This is a genomic window from Streptomyces sp. NPDC045955 (genome assembly GCF_056430805.1).
Map to the genome: position 1 here is coordinate 64,029 of NZ_JBWKKY010000019.1, position 19,707 is coordinate 83,735.

Here is a 19,707-nt window from a genome sequence, read left to right on the forward strand (position 1 = left end):
GGCCAGTCCATGGCCGGGGTCGCCGGTCCCATGCTGCGCCGCAACAAACCGCAGGGAACCAGGTTCCTGACGGGGCTTCTCGTCGGAGGATCCGTCGCCTCACTGCTCCTCGCAGCGGTCCTCTTCGGACTCGGCACACTGCTGGAGTGGTGGCTGCCGCCACATGTCCGGCTGGTGGCGGTCGCGGTGACGCTGGTGGTGCTTGGCCTGGCCGACATCGCCAACCGCACACCGCACACCTGGCGCCAAGTACCACAGGCGTACGTCCGCAGCATCCCCCCTGGGAGGCTGGGCCTGGTCTGGGGGTTCGACCTGTCCTTGCTGTTCACGACGCAGAAGAGCACCTCGTTGACCTGGGCGGCTCTCGCCGGAACGGGGCTGCTGGTCCCGTCCGCCGCAGGGTATGCCCTGGTTGGCATGACCGTGGTCGGTGTGCTGACGATCGCGGTGCGGAGCGTCTACTACAGCGTCAAAGGAATGCCCGACCAGGGCGACAGAACTCGGCCCTGGTTCACCTTGATCCGAAGGACCTGCGGTGTCGCGTTGCTGGCGGTCGCCGCGGTCGTCACCCTGGGGAACTGGTGAGATGACCGGACATCGGCGCGTCAGTGATCCGCGGGGGCAGGTGGTCCTCACCCGTTTCGAGTGCCGCGGCCTGCTCTCCCTGCTGCTCATCCTCGCCCTGCACCACAGGGTCAAGCGGGAGGTGCGCAGGGTGGCTGACGGCTACCTCGGTCACACCACGCTCGTCCAGTGGCGCAGCCGGACCCTCCTGAGCTTCTCGCTCTGGGACCGGCTGGACAGTGTCTACGCCATGGGCGAGTCCCAGCGTCACATCACGGCGTCGCGCCTACCGGCCCGTCTGCGGGCCACCACGTCCTGTGGGATCTACGCCTACAGCGGCGAGTGGAAGCAGGTCATGTTCGGTACGCCGCCGACCGCCGCACAGGAACCGCTGTTCGCCGCGGATTCCGCCCTTCACGCAGACCTTCACACAGACAGGAGGAACCACTCATGATCACTCGTACTCCGACAGACCGGGGCGTCGCCTTCATCAAGAACAATCCTGACGGCACCTCGAACGTCTACGTGGCTGCCGACGTCGCTGCCGACGGCAGCCCTCAGGACGTCATCTCGATGCACCTGAACCGCCCGGGAGTCGACGTCGACGAAGCGATACGTCTGGTGTCCGTCGGCTCCATGCGGCGTACGGCCGGACAGGTACGCGTCACGTCGGGACCCGAGGACGTGGTCCTCGTCAAGCCGGGCCGCTCCGGTATGGGACCGCTGCTCGGCTGAGCAATGGCTCAAGACCGGTGCCGGGCCGAGAGGAGCGGCCCGGCACCGGTCTCCGGAGCGGCGAAAGCCGCTCCGCCCGGCGGAGGCGGACGGGAATCGAACCCGCCGGGCGAGGATGCCTCGCCCCACCCGCTTTGAAGGCGGGGAGGCCCACCAGGAACCCTGACGCCTCCGGGCGCCACCGTAGCCGACCCGTCCCTCGCACGGCAGCCGAACCGATCACGGAAGCGCCTTTCGACAGTGGGAAGCATGAACACCGACACCCAGCCCCAGCGGACCCGTTCCGCCCCACGGACACCCGACGTACGGCTGACGCAATACGCCCGCGGCGGAGGTTGTGCCTGCAAGATCGACCCAGGCCGACTCGAATCCATGGTGGCTCAGCTGCCCGATCCTTCAGGAGACTTCGGCCAGGGGGAACTGATCGTCGGACTGGACGGCGGCGACGACGCGGCCGTCGTACGTCTGCAGGGCACGCAGGCGACCATTCTCACCACCGACTTCTTCACACCGGTCGTCGACGACGCCTACGACTGGGGCCGCATCGCGGCCGCCAACGCCCTCTCCGACGTCTACGCCATGGGTGGCACACCTCTCGTCGCCGTGAACCTGCTGGCCTGGCCGACCGACGTCCTGCCCATGGAACTCGCCGGGGAGGTGCTGCGTGGCGGGCTCGACGTCACCCGCGTCGCCAACTGCCATCTGGCGGGCGGGCACAGCATCGACGACGCCGATCCCAAGTACGGCCTGGCGGTGACCGGGATCGCCGACGCGGACCGACTCCTGCGCAACGACGCCGGCCGGCCCGGTCTGCCCCTGTCACTGACCAAGCCGCTGGGGACCGGCGTCCTCAACACACGCCACAAACGCACCGGGGAGAACTTCCCGCAAGCTGTCGCAGCCATGACCACGCTGAACCGGGACGCCTCATCTGCGGCGCTGTCCGCGGGCGCCGTCTGCGCGACCGACGTCACCGGCTTCGGACTGCTGGGACACCTCCACAAGTTGGCGCGCGCGAGCGGCGTCACAGCCAGGGTGGACCCGGCCGCCGTTCCCTATCTCGACGGTGCCCGCGAGGCGGTTCGGGACGGATTCGTCAGTGGCGGGAGCAGGCGCAATCTCGCCTGGATCGACCCTCACACACGGTGGGGCGCGGCCGTCGACGAGGAGGAGCGTCTGCTGCTCGCCGACGCCCAGACGTCCGGCGGACTGCTGATCGTCGGCGAGATACCCGGGGCCCCGGTCATCGGCGAACTGGTGCCCGCCCAGGACCACACCCTCGTCGTCGGATGATGACGGCGAAGCGCGCCGAGGACGATCCGCGCCGACGCGTCCCGGGCACCGACTCCGTGCTGGCCGACCTCCGTCTCGCCGACGCGGCCCGCCGGCTCGGGCATGCTGTCGTCAAGGAAGCCGTCCATGAGGCGCAGCGGCGGGCGCGCGGCGGAGAGATACCACCCGAAGCCGTGGCCGACCTGGCCTCGGCGTTGTTGCCCCGGACCGCCACCACACTGCGTCCGGTCCTCAACGCGACAGGCGTCGTCCTGCACACCAACCTCGGTCGCGCCCCCCTGTCCGCAGCCGCTGTCGAGGCCGTACAGGCGGCCAGCGGCTATGTGGACGTGGAGTTCGACACAGCGAGCGGGAGCAGAGCCCGCCGGGGGCGGGGCACCCTGGCGGCACTGCGCGCGATCGTACCCAGGGCCGAAGAAGCCCATGTCGTCAACAACGGCGCCGCTGCCCTGGTCCTCGCCGCCACGGTCCTCGCCGCGGGACGGGAGATCGTCGTCAGCCGAGGGGAACTCATCGAGATCGGAGACGGCTTCCGCCTGCCCGACCTCTTGGTCAGCACCGGCGCCCGCCTGCGTGAGGTCGGGACGACCAATCGCACACATCTCGACGACTATCGCCGTGCGATCGGCCCCGGCACGGGCTTCCTCCTGAAGATCCACCCGTCCAACTTCCGCGTCGAGGGCTTCACCAGCGCCGTCTCCGTCACCGACCTGGCCACGCTCGGCCCACCGGTGGTCGCCGACATCGGTTCCGGCCTGCTCACCGGCGACCCGGTGCTCCCGGAGGAGCCCGATGCCGACGACTGGCTCGCACAGGGAGCGGACCTGGTCACCGCCAGTGGCGACAAGCTTCTGGGCGGTCCGCAGGCGGGCCTGCTGCTCGGCACTCGCGAGGTCGTCGACGCCCTGCGCGCCCACCCTCTCGCCCGGGCCCTGCGCGTGGACAAGCTGACCCTCGCCGCCCTGGAGGCGACCCTCATCGGGCCCAGGCCACCCGCCTTCGCATTCCTGCACGCGGACCCCGAGGCGCTGCGCGCCCGCGCCGAGAAAATGGCCCGCCGACTCACCGGCCGGCATATCCCCGCTGGTGCGGTACCGAGTGACGGCATCGTCGGTGGCGGTGGAGCCCCGGGCGTCCGGCTGCCCGGCTGGGCGGTCCGTCTGCCCTCCGGTTATACACAGGCGCTACGCGCGGGTGAGCCGTGCGTGGTGGGGCGGGACGAACGCGGGCATTGCCTTCTGGACCTGCGGTGCGTTCCGGCGGAACGCGACGACGAGCTGGCAGAGGCCGTCCTGCGCGCCTCCACGGTTGCGGGGGCGGAGCACGCAGGTGGGAGGAGCGCGGGAGGGAAGCGGGGCGCGGGCTCCCCGGGACGAGGGCAGACCGCATGCGAGTGATAGCCACCGCCGGTCATGTGGACCATGGCAAGACCGCGCTGCTCAGGGCTCTGACGGGGATGGAGACCGACCGGCTGCCCGAGGAGAGGCGCCGCGGCATGACCATCGAGCTCGGATACGCGTGGACCACCCTCCCGGGCGGCGAGACGGCGGCCTTCGTCGACGTTCCCGGGCATGAGCGGTTCCTCACCACCATGCTGGCCGGCGTGGGACCCGCGCCTGCGGCTCTGCTGGCGGTGGCGGCCGACGGGGGATGGGCGAGGCAGACCGAGGAGCATCTCGCCGCACTCGATGCCCTCGACGTGCGGTATGGCGTTCTCGCCGTGACCCGCGCCGATCTCGCCGACCCCGCGCCGACTGTCGCGGCGGCTCGTGAGCGCCTGGCCGGCTCGTCGTTGGCGGCCGTGGAGATCGTGGAAACCAGTGCGGTCACCGGACAGGGCATGGAACGCCTGCGGGAAACCCTCGCGAAGCTGGTCGCCCGGATGCCCATGCCGGATTCAGGGCGGCCCGCCCGGTTGTGGGTCGACCGGGTCTTCACCGTGCAGGGTGCGGGCACCGTGGTCACCGGGACGCTCGGCAGTGGGAGCATCGCCGTCGGCGACGAGCTGCGGATCGCCTCGACCGGCCGCACCGTCCGCGTCCGCTCGATGGAAAGCCTCAAGACGACGGTGAGCGGCGCGGCCGCGGTCTCCCGCGTCGCTCTCAACCTGCGCGGCAGCGCCTCCTCCTCGGTAAGGCGGGGGCAGGCGCTGATCAGCTCCGAAGGATGGACGGTCACCGGCGAACTGGACGTCCGCCTGACGCGGGTGGTGGAGCGACTGCCCAACGAACTCGTGTTCCATCTCGGCTCCGCCGCGATACCCGTGCGGCTCAGGCCTCTGGGCTCGGACACCGCACGTCTGCGACTCGCCGGCCCGGTCGCGGTGCACCAGGGCGAACGCGGTGTGATCCGCGCGCCGGGGAACCGGAAGATCATTGTCGGCGCGGTCGTCCTCGATGTCCTGCCGCCGCCGCTCAACCGGCGTGGGGCGGCAGCGGCGCGCAGCGCGGCACTCGCCGACGTGCCCGACCTTCCCGAACCGGCCCTGGAAGTCGCCCGTCTGGGCGCTGTCACCCGAAGCAGGTTGCTGGCGACGGGGGTCCTGCCCACAGGCAGCGAACCGGCCTTGGACGCCGTCACCGTCGGAGACTGGCTGGTTCATCCGAGACAGTGGGACACGTGGAAGACGCGGCTGCGCCGGGTCACCGACCAGTGGGCGAGCGAACACCCGCTGACGCCCGGGATGTCCCGCGAGACGGCCATGCGGGAACTGGCGCTGCCCGACCCCGGTCTGCTCGACGCTCTGGTCGGCGAGGCCGGTCTGGTCCACGACGCGACCGGAGTGCACCGTGCGGGTGCGAGGCCCGCGTTGCCGGAAGCCGTCGAACGCGCGATGCGATCCATTCGCGATCGCCTGACCGAGGCACCCTTCGGCGCTCCCTCGGTGGACGAACTGCTGTCGCTGGGGCTGACGGAACGGCATCTCGCCGCGGCCGCCCGCAACGGCCTGCTGCTGCGCCTGCCGGGGAGCGTCGTACTGCTGCCCGACGCACCGCAGGTGGCCCGGCAGCGTCTGTCGGCCCTCCCCGAGCCGTTCACACTCAGCCAGGCCCGACAGGCACTGGGAACCACCCGCCGCGTCGCGGTGCCACTGCTGGAACTGATGGACCGGACGGGGCTCACCAAGCGCATCGACGCGACACACAGGCGATGCACGTGAGCTCGCCCCTCGCCACCGTTCCCCGCGCTCACCACGTCACATCGCCCTCGCCACGTCTGAGAACTCCGCAGTGCGGAACACGCGGTCGTCCAAGCGGACTCGCCGGCGCGGTCGAGTGCCTTGTACTCCTCGGCGGCGCGCGCGTACCGGGCCATCTCGGCGTCGTCGTACTGGTACAGCATGGCCCACAGCTCGCACATGCCGCTGAAGAGCGGGCGTCGTGCGGCGTGGCCATGAGCGCGCCGCAGGGCTGCCAGCCGTAGCGGCCGCGCTCGACCACGCCGAAACCGGTGGGCGCAGCACGGGGTCCGGGTGCGTGGCCACCGCCTTTCTCGGAGTCCGCGCGGACGTCGGAGGGGAATCGGGCGCCCGAGTACGCGAACTCGCGCAGCCCAGCCGCAGCGCCCGCCGCCAGGAGGTCCGGGCGGACCGGGTCGAGCACGAAGCCGACGTCCGGGGACGTGGTGTCCTTGGCCTGCCTGTCCACGACTGCCGTGCCGGCTCCGGGTCGGTGAGGCGCGGCGGCTCCAGTCCGTCGTCGTTGCAGCGGGCGAACTCGTCACCGCGCACCACGCGGTAGCCGAACGAACCAACAAAGGCTGTGTCGGGAACGCAAGACGGTGGTCCCCGGCCCACGCGGGTCCCGGACGTCCCACCCTCCGGCGGGACGCCGCCGGGTGACGGCGGTTCGGAAAGGAAGACCGCATGAGCATGCGCATTCGGGCCATGGCGTTGGTGACGGCCGTACTGCTGGGGGCCGGGGCCACCGGAATCGCCCTGGCGCCGGCCGCAGGCGCCGCGCCCGGTAACGCGTCCGGAAGCGGCCGCCAGCGTGTCATGGTCGTCCCCCCACTGCCCGCCGCCGCCCCGGGCAACGGCCCTTCCCCACCGCATCGTTCGACGCCGACCGGTTCCGGCCAGTTCCCCACCACGACGGGCGCGCGGCGCGCGCAAGGGGTGCGCGGCTGCGGGTCGGGCGACCGCCACGGGCGTGCATCGCGCCGGGGCGGCGTGCCGCGAGGGCCGCGGGCGACGACCGGGCGCAGGCAGCTCAGCGTTGGCGCGGGACGCACGCCAGACAGCGCAGGCGCGTGATGCACGCCTGCGGCTCGCCGGATCCCTGCCCGGGCGGCCGCTGCGCGCCGCGGCTACCCGCGCGGCGCCGCCGTGCTCGCCCGTTCCACCAGCCGCGTCGACAGCTCCGTCCGCGTGCTCTCCGGGTGGTGGCCGTCCATCAGGCGCAGCAGCGAGCGCAGGGCCGTCGCGGCCATCTCCGACAGCGGCTGGCGGACCGTGGTCAGCGCGGGGGAGGCCCAGCGCGCCTCGGGCAGGTCGTCGAAGCCCACCACACTGACGTCGTCCGGGACGCTCAACCCCCGTTCGGCCAGGGCCTGGTAGACCCCCAGCGCCATCCGGTCCGAGCAGACGAAGACCGCCGTCGGCGGCTCGGGCAGGTCGAGCAGCTCCCCCATGCGGCGGCGGGCCTGGCTCTCGTCGAAGCCGGCGTGCCGGACGTACTCGGCGCGATGCCGGAGCCCGGCCGACGCGAGCGCCGAGCGGTAACCGGCGACCCGGGCGCTGCTGCACATCGTGCGCCGGTGACCGGCGATGACGGCGATGCGCTCGTGCCCCAAGGACAGCAGATGCTCCGTGGCCGTCAGACCGCCCTGCCAGTTCGCCGCGCCCACCGACGCCACGCCCTCCGGCGGTTCCTGGACCGGGTCGATCATCACGAACGGAATGCGGTGCTGCTCCAGCCAGGCGTACTGGGAATCGCTCAGCTCGGCCAGGTTGAACAGGACCCCGGAGGAACCCCGGGCGACCAGCTTGTCCAGCCAGCCGCGCTCCGGGCGCCCGGCCCGGGTGCGGGTGAGGGCCGCCGACACCACGACCTCCAGGCCCGCGTCGTGCGCCGCCTCCTCCACCCCGTGCAGCACCGCGCCCGACCAGGAGCTGTCCAGCGAGTGCACGACCAGGTCCACCAGCCGGGGTGCCTTCGACGCGTCGAACCGGGGTCTGCGCACATAGCCGAGCCGGTCGAGCGCCTCGGTGACGCGGCGGCGCGTCTCGGGCGCCACGTCCTCCCGGCCGTTGACCACCTTGGACGCGGTCGGCACCGACACCCCCGCCTCGCGCGCCACGACCGCCAGCGTCGGACCTGCCGCCACGCTCGCACTCGCCGTACGGACCATCGGGAACCCACCTCTCCGGCCCGCCCGAGGGCCGTGGAAAGTTTCGACCAGCGCTGCTCCCCGCAATCCCGGAGTCCGACCGGGCAGAAAGCGCTTCCTACTGTAGGTGCGGCGCAGGACGGCGGGAAGACAAGTGAATTCACGGGTTCTCGCCGGTCAAAACTTTCGAAACCCCGAACAACGCCATCAGCCGGGTGCAGGGGTCCGCCGCGGGGACGCGCCCGCCGGGTGCGCGGGGCAGCCGACCGTACGCGTCAGTCGGGTGTGCGAGTCCGCTGGGTGTGCGGGCCCGCCGGGCGTGCGGGGCAGTCGGATCAGGTCAGCCGGAGCAGGTCAGCCGGAACCCCGTGAAGTCCGCAGTGAACGCCGCGTCGACGAGGTCCCGGGCGTGGATGCCCGCCATCGCACCGGTGAAGCGCAGCCGGGACCCGTGGTCGTCGGAGAGCCGGCTGAAGTCCAGGGCCGGACCGATCGCCGTCCCCACCCCGTCCCGGACGTACCAGAAACGTGCCTCGGCTCCCTCGATCGTCACTCCCAGCGTCACGGGCGCCGCCACCGGCACCTCCACGATCGCGGCCTGCCGGACGCCCCCCTCGTCGCGCTCCACGAGACTGAGCACCGTACGGCCCCCCGCGCCGGGCGTGCCCCGCCACTGCTGTCCGCCCTGCGGCTCACCGTCGGGCTCCGCCCAGGTCAGGTCCAGGCTGAGATACGCCTCGGGGTTGTACCAGAGCACCAGCCCGGCGGCCTGGGTGAAGGTGACCGGCCGCGCCTCGACGGTGACCTCGGCCTGAGCGCGGTGCTCGGTGATGCGCTGGGCCAGCAGGCTGCTCGCCCAGCGGGACTCCGGCCCGTGCCGGCCGCGCAGCCGGATCCAGCCGGGCCGGGCCGCCGTGTCGGCCCAGGACGGGTCCGGTGGCTCGCGCCGGGAGCTCCACGGCCAGGACAGGCCCTCGGGCGGGGCGGCGGGAGGCAGCGGGTGCGGCCGCGTCGGTACGTCGACTTCCACCGCCGGGTGCCAACCGCCCTGCCGCAGCCGGGGCCAGCCCTCGGCGTCCCAGGTCACCGCCTGGATAGCGGTCTCCCGGCCGAGCGGGCAGCGGCGGCCCTGCGGCGTGTGCAGCGGACGGGCCGTCAGATGGCCGATCAGCCACTGCCCGTCCGGCGTCTCGACCAGCTCTCCGTGCCCGGCCTTCTGCAACGGCCCGTCCGGGTCGTCCCGGGTGGTCAGCAGCGGCCGTTCGTCGAGTTCGTACGGCCCGGTCAGCTCCCGGCTGCGGGCCACCCGCACCCCGTGCTCCCAGCCCGTGCCGCCCTCCGCGAGCACCAGGTAGTACCAGCCCGCGTGCCGCAGCAACTTCGGCCCCTCGATGAGCCGGTCGTGCTGGAGCAGCAGACGCGTCGGCCCGACGGGTGCCAGGGTGTCCCGGTCCAGCTCCGTGACAACGATCCCGGCGAACCTCCGGCCGCCCGGCCGGTGGTCGTTCTGGAGGTTCAGCAGCCACAGCCTGCCGTCCTCGTGGAACAGGGCCGGGTCGAAACCGTGGCTCGCGATCCGGCGCGGAGCGCTCCACTCACCGCTCACCTCTGTGGCCGTCGACACGTAGGTGTCCAGGTCGAAGTACGGCGTGCCGACCGAGCGCACGACGGTGTACGTCACCCAGAAGCGCTCCCCGTCCCAGCTCAGCGACGGCGCCCAGATGCCCCCGGAGTCGGGCACCCCGGCCAGCGAACCGCCGGGGGCCGCGCCCCGGACGTGCCCCGCGTACTCCCAGTGGGCCAGGTCGCGGGAGCGGTGGACCGGGATCGTCGGGAACCACTCGAAGGAGCTGGTCGCCACGTAGTACCAGTCGCCGACCCGGATCAGGGAGGGGTCGGGGGCGAAGCCGCGCAGGACGGGGTTGTGCAGAACGGTCACGTGAGGGCTCCGGGAGGGGTGGGCGCCCGGGGGCCGCAGGGAGTCAGGGTCACCTGCGGCCCCCGGAGTCAGTCGGCGGCGAGGGAGATCACTTGAGGGCACCGGTGACGTAAGGGCACCGGTCGCCTGAGCGCGCCGGTCACTTGAGGGCGCCGAGCGTCACGCCCGACCGCCAGTAGCGGCGCATCGCGACCATCATGATCGCCATCGGCACGATGGACAGCAGCGCACCGGTCAGCACCAGGCCCGTCAGGTCGATGCCGGACTCCAGGCGGGTGCCGGTCCAGTTGTACAGGCCCAGGTTGAGCGTCCAGTTCTCCTTGCCGCGCAGCACGGTCAGCGGCAGGAAGAAGGCGTTCCAGGTGTTGACGAAGGCCAGCAGGAACACCGTCGCGCCGCCCGTCGTCATCATCCGCAGCACGATGCTGAAGAAGATCCGCAGCTCGCCGGCGCCGTCGATCCGGGCCGCCTCCAGCAACTCGTAGGGGATCGTCGCCTCGGTGTACACCTTGGCCAGATACACGCTGAACGGGTTGATCAGGCAGGGGATCAGCATCGCCCACGGGGTGTCCACCATGCCGAGCGCGGAGAACAGCAGATACAGCGGCAGCGTGAGCAGGGCGATCGGGATCAGGAACGAGCCCACGACACACGCGAAGATGGCGTTGCGGCCGGGGAAGTCGAACCGGGCAAGGCCGTAACCGGTTGCGAGCGCGATCAGCGTGCCGCCGAGCGAGCCGACCCCGGCGTACAGGAACGAGTTGGCCGTCCACCGCAGGAAGATGCCGTCCTGGTAGGTGAACACCTGCCGCAAGTTGTCCCACAGGTGCCAGCCGGAGAACCACAGGCCGTTGCTCTGGTACAGCGCCGTGCGGTCCTTGGTCGCGGCGACGATCAGCCACCACACCGGGAACAGGCTGTAGACGCTGGCCAGGATCAGCCCGACCAGCAGGAAGCGCTGACCACCCCGCCCGCGGGAGGCCGCGTCCGGGCGGGTCAGGCGCCGGACGCTGCGGACGGGGGGCCGCTCGGTGGCGTGCTCGGTCAGCACCATCAGTCGGCCTCCTTCGAGGTGAGCCGGTAGAAGAGGAAGGAGGCCACGCCCAGGATCAGGGCGAGCAGCACGGACAGGGCCGCCGCGTAGTTGTAGTTGCCCGCGTTGAACGCCTGGTTGTAGATGATCATGATCGGGGTGAAGCTGTCGCTGACCGTCTGCGGGGTGATGTTCCGGAACAGCGCCGGCTCGTTGAAGATCTGGAGCATCTGGATGATCGACAGCAGACCCGTCAGCACCAGCGCCCCGCGCACGTACGGGATCTTGATGCTGCGCGCGATCCGCAGCTCGGAGGCGCCGTCGAGCCGGGCCGCCTCGAACAGCTCCCGGGGCACGCCCTGGAGCGCCGAGTAGATGATCACCATGTTGTAGCCGATGCCGTGCCAGGTCAGCAGGTTGCCGATGGACGGCCACACCATCGACGGCGCGAAGAAGTTCCAGTCGAACCCGAGGGCCTTGCCGATCGGGGTCAGCGGGCCGACGTCCGGGCTGTAGAGGTTGACCCACACGATCGCCGCGACCACGCCCGGGATCATGTACGGCACCAGCAGCAGGATCCGGAACCGGCTCGCCACCCTGGAGGCGACCGCGTCCAGGAACAGTGCCAGCAGCAGGCTGATCAGCAGCATGAACGGGATCTGGACACAGGCGAAGAGCACCACCCGCAGGATGGAGTTCATGAACGCCGAGTCCGTCAGCCCCTGGGTGTAGTTGTCGAACCCGACGAACTCCGTCGTCGCACCGCCGAGGCCGAGCCCGGACTGCTTCTCCGTGTACAGCGACTCGTAGACGGCGTAGCCGATGGGCAGCAGATACAGAAAGACGAAGCCGAGCTGGAAGGGCACCGTGAACGCGGCACCCTTCCAGCGCAGTGAGCGAATCATCGAATTCCTCAGCCCTTGACGCTGATACCGCGGGACTTCAGGTCCTTGACCGTCCACTCCTGCATGTGCGCGAGCAGGTCGGTGACCGTCTGCTCCTTGCTGACGACCTTGGCCCAGCCCGCCTGCAGCTCGGTGAACATCGCGGTCCAGTTGGGTCCGAAGGTCCAGTCGGTGGTGACGGTGCCCAGGCTGTCCGTCACGACCTTCTGCGCCGGCTCGTAGTTCTTGCCGAGCAGCTTCTGCGAGATCGACTCACCGACGTAGGACTTGCTGTCCGCCAGCGCCGGCATCACGCCGTTGCCCGTCTCCGGGCTCGCCATCGTCTTGACCGCGTCCTGGTTCGTGGACATCCACAGCGCGGCCTTCGCGGCCTGCTCCTGGTTCTTGCACTGCTTGGTCACCAGCGTCACGCTGCCGGTCAGGTTGGTACCGGCCGGCGTCTTGGGCGCCTCGCCCTTGTACGTCGGCCAGGGTGCCAGGGCCCAGTCGCCGAAGGACTTGGTGAAGTTCTGCACCATGCCGGCCATCTGCCAGGTGGAGATCTGCCGGGTGGCGGTGGCGCCGGTGTCGTAGCTGCGCTGCACGGCCGCGTAGTCGGCGAAGGACAGCTTGGCGTTCAGGTCGTTGTCGATGATCTCCTGGATCACCTTCGCGGCCTTGAGGGTGCCCTCGTCCTGGAAGTTCACCTTCCAGGCGTCGCCGTCGATCGCGTACCAGTGCGCACCGGCCTGCATGGCGAGCACCTCCAGGGTGCTCGGGTCCTCACCGGCGTAGTTGGTGATCTTGATGTTGTGCTTCTTCAGCTCCTTGCCCGCGGCGATGAAGTCGTCCCAGGTCGCCGGGGGCTTCAGGCCGTACTTCTTGAAGATGTCCGTGCGGTAGATCGTGAACTGGGGCGCCGAGCTGGTCGGCACGCCGTAGAGCTTGCCCTGCACCTGCGCGCTCGCCCAGGCGCCGGTGTTGAACTTGTCCTTCTCGCCCTCGACGTAACTCGTGATGTCGGCGAGCGCGCCCTGCGAGACCCAGCTGGTCACGTACTCGGCGGTGTTCTGCACCAGGCAGGGGGCGTTGCCGGCCTTCACCGCGTTGGTCAGCTGCTTCTGCATGGTCAGCTGGTCGGTGACCTTGGTGTACTTCAGCTGGATGTCCTTGTGCGAGGCGTTGAACGCCTTGACGACCGCCTCCTGGCCGTTGGCCCAGCCCCAGAAGGGGAGGGTGACCGGGCCGGACTTCGACGCGGCGTCGTCACCCGAGCCGGACCCGCCGCAGGCGGAGAGCAGACCTGTCAGTGCGATACCCGCGACTGCGGCGGAGGCGAACCTTCTCCGGGGGTTGGTGAAGTTCATCTGACCGTGATCCTTCGGAATAGGGCGTTCTCAGAAGCGAGAGGACGGCAGCGGCTCGGTGGTGCTGGCCAGGAACGGCGGCCGGAAACCGTCGGCTCGCGGTTGCGGGGGGTTCGGCCAAGCTAAGCAGAAGCTGTAGTAAGCGGTTGCTGGGACCGTAGGCGGATCGCTCGGCTCTTAGCAAGAGGTCAGCGGCAATTTGTTACGGCGGATTGTCCGACGGGTGATCTCCGGACACCGGGCGGACGCCCGCTCGCCGCCTCATGTAAGCGCAGGTCAAATGCGGTGCCGGACGCCGAGACCCAAGGCCTCGGCGAGCACGCCGACGAAACCTCGAACGGGTCGCAAAGACTCCGGAAACCGGTTACGTAACTACCTCTGGTCGTTATCCGTGCTGACCCGGCGGCTGCACTGAGTTGCGGACCACGACATGCGTGCCCAGTACCAGGTGGTCGCCGTCGGCGCTCTTGCGGCGCCCCGCGCCGCCCTCGCGCCGGTCGGCCACCGCGCGCAGCGCGACGCGGCCCATCTCCTCGTACGGCACGTGCACGGTGGTCAGTTGGGGTGTGAGCTGGGACGCGAGCGGGATGTCGTCGTAGCCGACGATCGAGACGTCCTCGGGCACCCGCAGGCCCGCCGCGCGCAGGGCCTGCATGGCGCCCGCCGCGACCACGTCCGTCCCCGCCAGCACGGCGGTGAAGTCCGGCGTCTCGTGCAGGGCCGCCTCGACGGCCTCGTAGCCGTGCTCGTAGTCGTAGGGGCCGTGCCGGACCATGCCCGGGTCGAACGGCACGCCGTACGCCTCGAAGGCCCGCTGCGCTCCCCTCAACCGGCCCTGCGCGGTGGTCAGTTCGGCATGTCCCGGCAGGACCAGGACGCGCCGGTGACCGGCCGACAGCAGGTGGCTGGCCATCGCGTAGGCGCCGCCCTCGTTGTCGTAGTCGACGGTCGTGGCCGGGACGTCGCCCTCCAGTGGAGGCCTGCCCACCAGGACCAGGTGCGAGCCTGCCGCGTCCAGCGAGCGGGCGAAGCGGGCCATGCGCAGCTGGTACTCGTCGTAGTCGTAGGCGCCGCCGAGCAGGATCACGGCCGCCACGCCCTGCTGGCGCATCAAGTTCACCAGGGCCAGCTCCCGCTCCGGGTCGTCGCCGGTCGTACCGACCAGGGAGAGCCAGCCGCGCAGGGTGGCGGCGCCCTCGACGCCCTTGGCGACATGCGCGAACGCGGCGCCGGTGATGTTGTTGATGAGGATCGCCACCGTCGGTGTGCCGCCGCCGGCGAGGGAACGGGCGTGGGCGTTGGTGACGTAGTCCAGGTCCCGGACCACCTTCATCACGCGGCGGCGCAGCTCCTCCGACACCGGGTAGTTGCCGGACAGGACCCGCGAGACGCTGGCCACGGAGACGCCGGCCCGCTCCGCGACGTCGCGAATGGTCGCCCGTCCGGCGTCGCTGGTCGCCTTGCGCTGACTCACCCTTGCGGCTCCTTCACCGTTGCGTCCCGATCCGGCGCCGGGGCTGTGCCCCCACCCGTGCGGAAACCGTATCCCATCGTTACTCCAGCCTGGAGGGCCTGTGGACGGCAGGCTGGAGGGCCCGTCCGACGTACTGCGGGCCGCCCTGGCGTGGGCCGGATGCGCTGTCGTGCCGCGATCCGGACCCGCGGCCGTGCCGCAAGCCGGCCCGGGGTCGTCTGCGGGGCGAGGCTCGGGCAGCATCGAGGCACGGCAGGCCGGGGCGTCGGGAACGCCGACGTGGCAAGGCGTCCTGTCGCGGCACGGCGGGGAGGCCGTCGACTCCGCCGCGCCGTCACGCCACCCGCACGAGGTCCGCACGCCGCACCTCGTGCTCCGGTGGCAGGCCCGCCACCAGGCGCTCCAGTTCCTCGACGACGATGCGGCCGAGCCGCTCCAGCTCGTTGCCCAGTGAGCCGGCGATGTGCGGGGTGAGGAACACGTTGGGCAGCTGGTACAGCGGGGAACCGGCCGGCAGCGGCTCCGGGTCCGTGACGTCGAGGACCGCGCTGAGCCGGCCGGAGACCAGCTCGTCGGCCAGCGCGTCATGGTCGACGAGCGCGCCGCGGGCGGTGTTGATGAGCACGCCACCGTCCCGGACCAGGGCGAGCCGATCGCGGTCGAGCATGTGGTGGGTCTCGGGGATGTCCGGGGCGTGCAGACTCACGATGTCGCTGTGTCTGAGCAGGTCCTCCAGCGACAGCGACTCCGCACCGAGGGCGGCGGCCTCGGCCGGGCTCACGTAGGGGTCGTGCAGCAGGACCGTGAGGTCGAACGGCCGCAGCAGCTCCAGCAGCCGGCGGCCCACCCGGGACGCGCCGATAACACCGACCCGGCGGCCGAGGTTGCCCGTCGCCGCGGTCTCGGCGGGGCCCGGGTAGGTGTGGGTGCGGCGGAAGCGCTCACGGTGGTGGAAGGCGTCCTTGCCCACGAGCAGGATCATCGCGAGCGTGAACTCCGCGACGGGCACGGCGTTGCCCGTCACCGCGCTGGAGACCTTCACGCCGCGTTCCCACAGGGCGTCGCCGACCAGGGAGCGCACGGAGCCGGCCGCGTGCAGGACGGCGTCCAGCTTCGGGGCCGCCGCGAGGGCACCGGCGTCCAGGTGCGGGCAGCCCCAGCCGGTGATCAACACCTCGGCGGAGGCCAGGGCGGAGGCCGCGGCCGGATCGGTGAAGTCCCGCACGACCAACCCGGGGTCGATGTCGGCCGTGCGCCTCAGCCGCTCCATCAGCGGCGGAGGAAAGAGCAGCGGGAGGTGTACCGGGTCCATCGCGAACACGGCCCGCGGCAGCTGAGGGCTGGGCATGACTCTCCTGGAGCAGAGGACGGAAACAGTTTCAGAAAGCGCCTTCTACCGTAGATCCGCGGGGAAGCAGCGGTCAATCGGCAGGCCGGGGCGAGAGCTGTGAGTGTCCGGCCGGAGTCGCCGCTGCTCGGCGTGGCTCGACATGGCCGTGATGCGGAAATCGATTACCAGCGTTTCCGTACGCGGCTATGGAGAGCGACCGCACCGCCGCCGGCGCCTGAGCGCCCGGAGGAGCACGACAGCAACCGGTTCCCAGGTCGTTTGCCGAGAGGAGAACCAGGACACTCCTGGTCAGGGCTGGTCCGGTCACCCGTCGATGGCTTGATCGCGACGCCCTGAAACAGCACTCACCCGCACTTTGGCTGATGACGCCGAGGTTACACAGTCTTTTCGAAAATTCGTCAAGGCTCTTGACGCGCCATCCTGACCGCAAGAAGCTCTGCCCCACGCACAACAACCGGTTGCTGAAGCGAGCCCCGGAAAAGCAAGGAGGTGGTGCGTTCATGCGCCCACATGCTGGTGCTTCCCTGAGCCGCCGCCGTTTCCTCGCCCTGTCCGCGGCCGGCGCCGCGACCGGCGCGGCAGCGCTGAGCGGCTGCGCGATGCAGGTCTCCGGTGGTGTCAGCGGCGGCGGCGAGACGGTCACGCTGATGGTCAAGCCCGACGACATCTCCCCGGAGCTGGTCAGACAGGCCCAGAAGGACATCGGCGTCAAGATCGTCACGGTGCGCTACGACATCACCAAGCTCATCGGCATGATGACCAACGGCGCCCCACCCGACCTGGTCCGCGGTGTCGGCGCCACCGACGCGCCCTACTTCGCGGCGCGGGACGTGATGGAGGACCTGGACCCCTACTTCGCCAGGAGCAGCATCCTCAGGGTCGACGACCTGGACCCGGTCAACGACCTGTGGCGCTTCGACGGCCGCACCCAGGGCAAGGGCCCCCGCTACGGCATGGCGAAGGACTTCTCCCAGGACTCCATGTTCTGGTACAACACCGCCCTCTTCGACAAGGCGGGCGTCGACTACCCACCCGAGACCGAGCCGGTCACCTTCGAGGAGTGGCTGGAGAGCGCCAAGCGGCTCACCCGGCGCAAGAGCGGCCAGACGACCGTCTTCGGCGGCAGCTACAACGGCGTCTCCACCCCCAACCTCCTGGCGAGCCTGACAGCGGCGGCGGGAGGGAGCCTGTTCACCGACGACTTCTCCCGGGTCGACTTCACCACGCCCGAGGCCCGCAAGGCGCTGAACTGGTACATCGAGTACGGCCGGACCCGCGTCGGCCCCAGCATCATCCAGCCGGACCCCAACACCTGGGACGGGCCCACGTTCCAGGCGAACCGCATGGCCATGTCCAACTCCGGCTACTGGCTCGGCGGCCTGATCAACGCGGACAAGAAGCTGGCGCCACTCGCCCGCCTCGCCCCGGCTCCCAAGTTCGAAGGCGGTCAGCGGATCAGCCCCTGCCAGGCCGGCACCGGACTGTGGATGCCGAAGAAGGCGAAGAACAAGGACGCCGCCTGGCGGGTCTTCGAGTGGTTCTTCGGCGAGGGACCGGCCAAGGCCCGCGCCTCCAGCGGATGGGGCATCCCCACCCTGAAGTCGCTGCGCCCGCTGATGCCCGCCCAGGAGGACTACCAGAAGCGGGTGCTGAAGGTGCAGAACGCCGAGCTGGAGCACTTCTCGGTGATCGCCTACACCCCCTACGCCACGGCGGACTCGCTCTACGCCCTCTTCAACCAGGAGGCCCCGGCCGCGATGAACGGCCGGATGTCCGTCGACACCCTTGCGGGCCGTCTGAACTCGGCCATGAACGAGCAGCTCAAGCGCGGTAAGGAGCAGGTGGGATGACGGTCGACCAGATACCCGTCACGGGGCGGACCGGCCCGGCCACGAGTGCCGGCCGCACCACGCCGGCTCAGCGGCCCCGGCTGTCCATGACCGCCCGCAGGCACCGCGCTTTCTACCTGTTCACCGCGCCCTGGATCATCGGTTTCCTGCTGCTGACGATCGTGCCGATGGCGTACGCGCTGTGGCTGAGCTTCACCACCTACGACGGCATCTCGCCGCACTGGCGCTACGTCGGCCTCGGCAACTACTCCGAGTTGTTCTCCGACCCGCAGACCTGGAACTCCCTGGGCCGAACCGGCCTGTTCGCGATCACGTCGGTGCCCCTGTCGATCATCGCCGGGCTCGGGCTCGCCGTCCTGGTCAACCGGCCGATCAAGGCGCGCGGGGTGTTCCGCACCCTGCTCTACCTGCCGGCCGTGGTGCCCCCGGTCGGTGTGGGCCTCACCTTCAAGGCGCTCTTCGACCAGAACTCCGGTGCCGCCAACGGCGTCATCACCCTGTTCGGCTTCGACGCGCTGGGCTGGCTCGCCGACCCCTACGCCCGCTACGTGCTGCTGATGAGTGTGCTGTGGGCCGCCGGAAACGTCATGATCATCTCGCTGGCGGGACTCCAGGACGTGCCCAGGGAACTCCACGAGGCCGCCCGGATCGACGGGGCGAGTGCCTGGCGGACCTTCCGCAGCATCACCGTGCCGCTGTTGTCGCCGGTGCTGCTCTTCCAGACGGTGACCGGCGTGATCGCCTCCGTGCAGACCATCATGCCGCTGCTGCTCTCACCGGACGGCACCACGGCCGGCGTCACGGCCCTGCCGCAGTCCAACTACCTGTACATGATGCACGTCTTCTCGCAGTACTTCGCGCTCGGCCGCTATGGCTACGCCTCCGCACTGCTGTGGGTGCTCTTCGTTCTGATCCTCATCGTGACCGGACTCATCTTCAAGTTCACGTCCGGCGTGGTGTTCTACAACGTCGACCCGGAGGCGAAGAAGTGACCGCCACCAGCCTGCCCCCGAACTCCGCGCCCAGGGTGCGGGTACGCGTCAACCGCCTCGTGCTCTACACGGTCCTCGTCGCCCTCACCGGGCTGTTCATCGGGCCCTTCGGCTGGCTCATCCTCTCCGGCCTGAAGACCCCGGCGGAACTGGCCGCCTCGCCCGTGCACTGGCTGCCCACCCACATCCAGTGGCACAACTTCACCGACGCCTTCCATCTGATCGACTTCGTCGGCTACGCCCGCAACTCCCTGATCATCGCCCTGATCTACGCCACGCTCGTCACGCTCAGCTCGGCCTGGGTCGGCTTCGGCTTCGCCCGCCTGGACGCCCCCGGCAAGAAGACCCTGTTCGGCATCCTCATCGGCTCGATGATGCTGCCCCAGATGATCACCCTGCTGCCGACCTACCTGATCTTCGCCAAGCTCGGCATGGTCGACACGTACTGGCCGTGGGTGTTCTGGGGACTGGCGGCCGCCCCCTATCTGGTCTTCCTCTTCCGGCAGTTCTTCGCCGGACTGCCCCGTGAGCTGGAGGAAGCCGCGATCGTCGACGGCTGCGGCTACGGCACGATCTTCTGGCGGATCTTCCTGCCGCAGTCCTGGCCGGTGCTGTCCGCGAGCTTCGTGATCGCCTTCACCTGGTCCTGGGGCGACTACATCGCCCCGCAGCTGCTGCTGTCGACCGACAAGTCGACGCTGGCCGTCGCCGTCATGACCACCTACGTGACATCGGCCGGAACGCCCGTCGCCAACCTCCAGGCCGCGGCCTCCGTGATGTACGTCGTGCCGATCCTGCTGATCTTCCTGATCGCCCAGCGCGGTTTCGTCGCCGGCATGTCCACCACCGGACTGAAGTGACCCCTCTTACCGAACCCTTTGCAAGGAGTTGCGC

Annotated in this window: 17 protein-coding genes and 1 tRNA gene; 9 read left to right on the plus strand and 9 right to left on the minus strand. The window is 70.3% G+C overall.

The annotated features are described in order from the left end of the window. Positions 1 to 9 precede the first annotated feature (9 nt). The 3 genes from AC07F0_RS31240 to AC07F0_RS31250 are packed head-to-tail and all read left to right on the plus strand — an operon-like array spanning position 10 to position 1,299. The gene (locus AC07F0_RS31240; protein ID WP_399412933.1) at positions 10 to 585 is read left to right on the plus strand and encodes a hypothetical protein; all 576 of its coding nucleotides are present in this window, start codon (positions 10 to 12) and stop codon (positions 583 to 585) included. A gap of 1 nt (position 586) precedes the next feature. Beyond that, positions 587 to 1,018: a hypothetical protein gene (locus tag AC07F0_RS31245; protein WP_399412931.1), complete on the plus strand. Its 432-nt coding sequence runs from the start codon at positions 587 to 589 to the stop codon at positions 1,016 to 1,018. Then, entirely contained in the window at positions 1,015 to 1,299 is a 285-nt protein-coding gene (locus AC07F0_RS31250) for a hypothetical protein (RefSeq protein WP_399412929.1), read from the plus strand. Before AC07F0_RS31245 ends, AC07F0_RS31250 begins: the two co-directional genes overlap by 4 nt. An 80-nt stretch (positions 1,300 to 1,379) precedes the next feature. Here the strand turns inward: AC07F0_RS31250 and AC07F0_RS31255 are convergent. After that, positions 1,380 to 1,472 (minus strand) — tRNA-Sec (locus AC07F0_RS31255). Between the two features lie 76 nt (positions 1,473 to 1,548). Between AC07F0_RS31255 and selD the strand changes: the two genes are divergently transcribed. The 3 genes from selD to selB are packed head-to-tail and all read left to right on the plus strand — an operon-like array spanning position 1,549 to position 5,752. Then, positions 1,549 to 2,592, plus strand: coding sequence for a selenide, water dikinase SelD (gene selD, locus AC07F0_RS31260; protein ID WP_478983359.1), 1,044 nt, complete (start codon positions 1,549 to 1,551; stop codon positions 2,590 to 2,592). After that, complete coding sequence (gene selA, locus AC07F0_RS31265) at positions 2,589 to 3,989, plus strand: L-seryl-tRNA(Sec) selenium transferase (protein ID WP_478983360.1); 1,401 nt, start codon at positions 2,589 to 2,591, stop codon at positions 3,987 to 3,989. The genes selD and selA overlap by 4 nt, the downstream gene beginning before the upstream one ends. Then, the gene (gene selB, locus AC07F0_RS31270) at positions 3,980 to 5,752 is read left to right on the plus strand and encodes a selenocysteine-specific translation elongation factor (protein ID WP_478983361.1); all 1,773 of its coding nucleotides are present in this window, start codon (positions 3,980 to 3,982) and stop codon (positions 5,750 to 5,752) included. Before selA ends, selB begins: the two co-directional genes overlap by 10 nt. A 36-nt stretch (positions 5,753 to 5,788) precedes the next feature. Here selB and AC07F0_RS31275 read toward each other — a convergent pair whose 3' ends face one another. The 8 genes from AC07F0_RS31275 to AC07F0_RS31310 all read right to left on the minus strand — a co-directional run bounded on the left by AC07F0_RS31275 (position 5,789) and on the right by AC07F0_RS31310 (position 15,968). Then, positions 5,789 to 6,646 (minus strand): DUF5954 family protein, encoded by an 858-nt coding sequence (locus tag AC07F0_RS31275; protein ID WP_478983362.1) that lies wholly within the window; start codon positions 6,644 to 6,646, stop codon positions 5,789 to 5,791. Positions 6,647 to 6,900: 254 nt separating this feature from the next. Next, positions 6,901 to 7,944 carry a LacI family DNA-binding transcriptional regulator gene (locus tag AC07F0_RS31280; protein WP_478983363.1) on the minus strand — a complete coding sequence of 348 codons (1,044 nt, stop codon included), beginning with the start codon at positions 7,942 to 7,944 and terminating at the stop codon, positions 6,901 to 6,903. 319 nt (positions 7,945 to 8,263) lie between these two features. Then, on the minus strand, positions 8,264 to 9,862 hold the full coding sequence (locus tag AC07F0_RS31285; RefSeq protein ID WP_478983364.1) for a glycoside hydrolase family 43 protein: 1,599 nt from the start codon (positions 9,860 to 9,862) through the stop codon (positions 8,264 to 8,266). A gap of 139 nt (positions 9,863 to 10,001) precedes the next feature. Beyond that, entirely contained in the window at positions 10,002 to 10,916 is a 915-nt protein-coding gene (locus tag AC07F0_RS31290) for a carbohydrate ABC transporter permease (RefSeq protein WP_478983365.1), read from the minus strand. After that, on the minus strand, positions 10,916 to 11,800 hold the full coding sequence (locus AC07F0_RS31295; RefSeq protein ID WP_478983366.1) for a carbohydrate ABC transporter permease: 885 nt from the start codon (positions 11,798 to 11,800) through the stop codon (positions 10,916 to 10,918). Before AC07F0_RS31295 ends, AC07F0_RS31290 begins: the two co-directional genes overlap by 1 nt. An 8-nt stretch (positions 11,801 to 11,808) precedes the next feature. Further along, complete coding sequence (locus AC07F0_RS31300; protein WP_478983367.1) at positions 11,809 to 13,146, minus strand: ABC transporter substrate-binding protein; 1,338 nt, start codon at positions 13,144 to 13,146, stop codon at positions 11,809 to 11,811. A gap of 385 nt (positions 13,147 to 13,531) precedes the next feature. After that, positions 13,532 to 14,620 carry a LacI family DNA-binding transcriptional regulator gene (locus tag AC07F0_RS31305; protein ID WP_356924699.1) on the minus strand — a complete coding sequence of 363 codons (1,089 nt, stop codon included), beginning with the start codon at positions 14,618 to 14,620 and terminating at the stop codon, positions 13,532 to 13,534. 334 nt (positions 14,621 to 14,954) lie between these two features. Further along, the gene (locus AC07F0_RS31310) at positions 14,955 to 15,968 is read right to left on the minus strand and encodes a hydroxyacid dehydrogenase (RefSeq protein WP_478983368.1); all 1,014 of its coding nucleotides are present in this window, start codon (positions 15,966 to 15,968) and stop codon (positions 14,955 to 14,957) included. 503 nt (positions 15,969 to 16,471) lie between these two features. On the opposite strand from AC07F0_RS31310, the gene AC07F0_RS31315 reads away from it, so the two are divergent. Genes AC07F0_RS31315 through AC07F0_RS31325 form a run of 3 tightly spaced genes read left to right on the plus strand, consistent with a single transcriptional unit; the run spans position 16,472 to position 19,673 of the window. After that, positions 16,472 to 17,821 (plus strand): extracellular solute-binding protein, encoded by a 1,350-nt coding sequence (locus AC07F0_RS31315; protein ID WP_478983369.1) that lies wholly within the window; start codon positions 16,472 to 16,474, stop codon positions 17,819 to 17,821. Next, positions 17,818 to 18,813, plus strand: a complete 996-nt coding sequence (locus AC07F0_RS31320; protein WP_436727651.1) for a carbohydrate ABC transporter permease — start codon at positions 17,818 to 17,820, stop codon at positions 18,811 to 18,813. The genes AC07F0_RS31315 and AC07F0_RS31320 overlap by 4 nt, the downstream gene beginning before the upstream one ends. Beyond that, positions 18,810 to 19,673 carry a carbohydrate ABC transporter permease gene (locus AC07F0_RS31325; protein WP_478983370.1) on the plus strand — a complete coding sequence of 288 codons (864 nt, stop codon included), beginning with the start codon at positions 18,810 to 18,812 and terminating at the stop codon, positions 19,671 to 19,673. Before AC07F0_RS31320 ends, AC07F0_RS31325 begins: the two co-directional genes overlap by 4 nt. The last annotated feature ends 34 nt before the right edge of the window (positions 19,674 to 19,707 follow it).